This window comes from Ruegeria sp. BI12, assembly GCF_056537985.1.
This window is the reverse complement of record NZ_JBQFSL010000007.1, coordinates 2,501-6,122: the sequence shown is the minus strand read 5'-3', so window position 1 is coordinate 6,122 and position 3,622 is coordinate 2,501. Positions and strand designations below refer to the sequence as shown.

General features: G+C 53.0%; 1 tRNA gene and 2 rRNA genes. All 3 read right to left on the bottom strand.

Annotation, left to right across the window (positions count from 1 at the left end):
- Positions 1–192 precede the first annotated feature (192 nt).
- Positions 193–269: transfer RNA gene (locus ACR0AK_RS22865), tRNA-Met, on the bottom strand.
- An 89-nt stretch (positions 270–358) separates the two neighbouring features.
- Positions 359–473: ribosomal RNA gene (rrf, locus tag ACR0AK_RS22860) — 5S ribosomal RNA — on the bottom strand.
- A gap of 184 nt (positions 474–657) precedes the next feature.
- Positions 658–3,484, bottom strand: a 23S ribosomal RNA gene (locus tag ACR0AK_RS22855).
- Between the last annotated feature and the right edge of the window lie 138 nt (positions 3,485–3,622).

Genomic DNA, 3,622 nt, shown 5'->3' with positions numbered 1-3,622 from the left:
GATTTGGTTGCGGGAGTAGGATTTGAACCTACGGTCCAGCGCTTTGCGCGTTCGTCAGGTAATCGACCCACTGGATCGATTTCTGTTCTTCCTCACCCTTCAGGTTATGAGCCTGACGAGTTGAAGACGTTAAGCAATTGATCCAGTGGATCAATTGTAGTCTGAACGGGCTGTACTGAGATTTTCTGACGCTGGTTGCGGGAGCAGGATTTGAACCTGCGACCTTCAGGTTATGAGCCTGACGAGCTACCGGGCTGCTCCATCCCGCGACACTTAGCGTTGGTCTACCGCCTATTCGGCTACTTGAGACCGGGTAGTGTTCTTTTCATCGTTTTAGAGAGACTGGGGATTTTTCTAGGTTTGGCGGTGACCTACTCTCCCGGGGCTTAAGCCCAAGTACCATTGGCGCGGCAGTGCTTAACTTCCGGGTTCGGGATGGGACCGGGTGTTTCACTTGCGCTATGACCACCAAACCGAGGAAAATCCCCGTCGCTCTTTTTGCTTTGCAAAAAGGCGACGCGCAGGAGGCAGCGTATTCGCGAAGCGGATGCGCGTTCCTGCACGGTTGTTATGTCAATCAACATCGTCGTTTGAAGCGACGAAGTTATCCATGTTTACTGAGGTGTATGTTTTTGATTTGTCTTTCCATTACTGGATCAAATCAAGCCTATCGGGCGATTAGTACCGGTCAACTGAACGCATTACTGCGCTTACATCTCCGGCCTATTGACGTGGTGGTCTTCCACGGCCCTCAGGGAGACCTTGTTTTGAGGGGGGCTTCCCGCTTAGATGCCTTCAGCGGTTATCCTGTCCGATCATAGCTACCCAGCACTGCCGTTGGCACGACAACTGGTCCACCAGTGGATCGTTCACCCCGGTCCTCTCGTACTAGGGGCAACTCCTCTCAAGTCTCCTACACCCACGGCAGATAGGGACCGAACTGTCTCACGACGTTCTAAACCCAGCTCACGTACCTCTTTAAACGGCGAACAGCCGTACCCTTGGGACCTGCTCCAGCCCCAGGATGAGATGAGCCGACATCGAGGTGCCAAACACTGCCGTCGATATGGACTCTTGGGCAGTATCAGCCTGTTATCCCCGGCGTACCTTTTATCCGTTGAGCGATGGCCCTTCCACTCGGGACCACCGGATCACTATGGCCGTCTTTCGACTCTGCTCGACTTGTCAGTCTCGCAGTCAGGCTGGCTTCTGCCATTGCACTCAACGAGCGATTTCCGACCGCTCTGAGCCAACCTTCGCGCGCCTCCGTTACGCTTTAGGAGGCGACCGCCCCAGTCAAACTACCCGCCACGCAGGGTCCCGGATCCGGATAACGGACCGCGGTTAGACATCAAGAGTGCGAAGGGTGGTATCTCAAGGGAGGCTCCACAGGTACTTGCGTTCCTGCTTCAAAGCCCACCACCTATCCTGCACATCACAATCCTGATGCCAGTGCGAAGCTGTAGTAAAGGTGCACGGGGTCTTTCCGTCTAACCGCGGGAAGCCTGCATCTTGACAGGCAATTCAATTTCGCTGAGTCGATGTTGGAGACAGCGGGGAAGTCGTTACGCCATTCGTGCAGGTCGGAACTTACCCGACAAGGAATTTCGCTACCTTAGGACCGTTATAGTTACGGCCGCCGTTTACCTGGGCTTCAATTCAAGGCTCTCACCTCTCCTTTTAACCTTCAGGCACCGGGCAGGCGTCAGACCCTATACGTCGTCTTGCGACTTCGCAGAGCCCTGTGTTTTTAATAAACAGTCGCCACCCCCTGGTTTGTGCCCCCAGCCCCTAGTTGCCTAGGAACCGGGCCTCCTTCTCGCGAACTTACGGAGGTATTTTGCCGAGTTCCTTCAACATCGTTCTCTCAAGCGCCTTGGTATGCTCTACCAGTCCACCTGTGTCGGTTTAGGGTACGGTCTGATGGAGGGCTATTTCCAGGAACCACTCAGCAGCCCAATCAATCCGATAAGATTGAACTACACCTGTGATCCGTCACATCCTCCTGGCCTAGGAATATTAACCTAGTTCCCATCGCCTACGCCTTTCGGCCTCGGCTTAGGGGCCGGCTTACCCTGCTCAGATTAGCTTTAAGCAGGAACCCTTGGACTTTCGGCGAGAGTGTCTCTCACACTCTTTGTCGCTACTCATGTCATCATTCTCACTAGTGATCTCTCCACCGGATGGCTCACGCCCCGGCTTCATCGAAAGCCTCTCTCCTCCAATCTGCCCGAAGGCATGAAGGAGGAATGAGACTATGTCACACTACGCTCTGCTACCGATGCTTACGCATCCCTAGACTTCGGCTCATGGCTTGAGCCCCGTTACATCTTCGCCGCAGGACAACTTATTTAGACCAGTGAGCTGTTACGCTATCTTTAAAGGATGGCTGCTTCTAAGCCAACCTCCTGGTTGTTTTGGTCGTCCCACCTGCTTTCCCACTTAGCCATGAATTGGGGGCCTTAGTCGTAGGTCAGGGTTGTTTCCCTCTCCACTACGGACGTTAGCATCCGCAGTGTGTCTGCCATCTAGTACTCCCGGGTATTCGGAGTTTGGTTAGGATCAGTAAGCCTGTGGGGCCCCATTACCCATCCAGTGCTCTACCCCCCGGGGTATTCGGATGACGCTCTACCTAAATAGATTTCGCAGAGAACCAGCTATCTCCGAGTTTGATTGGCCTTTCACCCCTAGGCACAGCTCATCCCGATCCTTTTCAACGGATGTGGGTTCGGTCCTCCAGTAAGTGTTACCTTACCTTCAACCTGGCCATGCCTAGATCACTCGGTTTCGGGTCTGATCCCACGAACTCATTCGCCCTATTAAGACTCGCTTTCGCTACGCCTACACCTAACGGCTTAAGCTTGCTCGTGAGACCAAGTCGATGACCCATTATACAAAAGGTACGCCGTCAGCTCGCAAGGAGCCTCCGACTGATTGTAGGCGTTCGGTTTCAGGTACTGTTTCACTCCCCTCGTCGGGGTGCTTTTCACCTTTCCCTCACGGTACTGGTTCACTATCGGTCAGCAAGGAGTACTTAGCCTTCGAAGGTGGTCCTCCGATCTTCAGACAGAATTTCACGTGTTCCGCCCTACTTAATACGTCCATCAAAGCTTCCTATACGGGGCTGTCACCCGCTATGGCCACGCTTCCCAACGTGTTCTAGTCACTTATCCGGCTCGGCTGGTCCCCGTTCGCTCGCCGCTACTAGGGGAGTATCAATTGATTTCCTTTCCTCCGGGTACTTAGATGTTTCAGTTCCCCGGGTTTGCCTTTATAACCCTATGTATTCAGGTCATAAATACCTGGTTATGCCCATTATTGATTAGCAGTGCTAACAATAACAAACATTCAGGTGGGTTGCCCCATTCAGAAATCCATGGATCAAAGCTTATTCTCAGCTCCCCATGGCTTATCGCAGAGTATCACGTCTTTCATCGCCTCTTGCTGCCAAGGCATTCACCAAACGCCCTTCTCGCGCTTGATTTGATCCAGAAAAAGAAAGACACAATAAATGCCGATCGAGACCGCCCAGCTGGTAACTAAAGGCAGTCATTCTTCTGAACCAAAAACATACATTTCCCGCCCCCGCCACTTGGACGAGGACAAATGAGCAACCCCATAT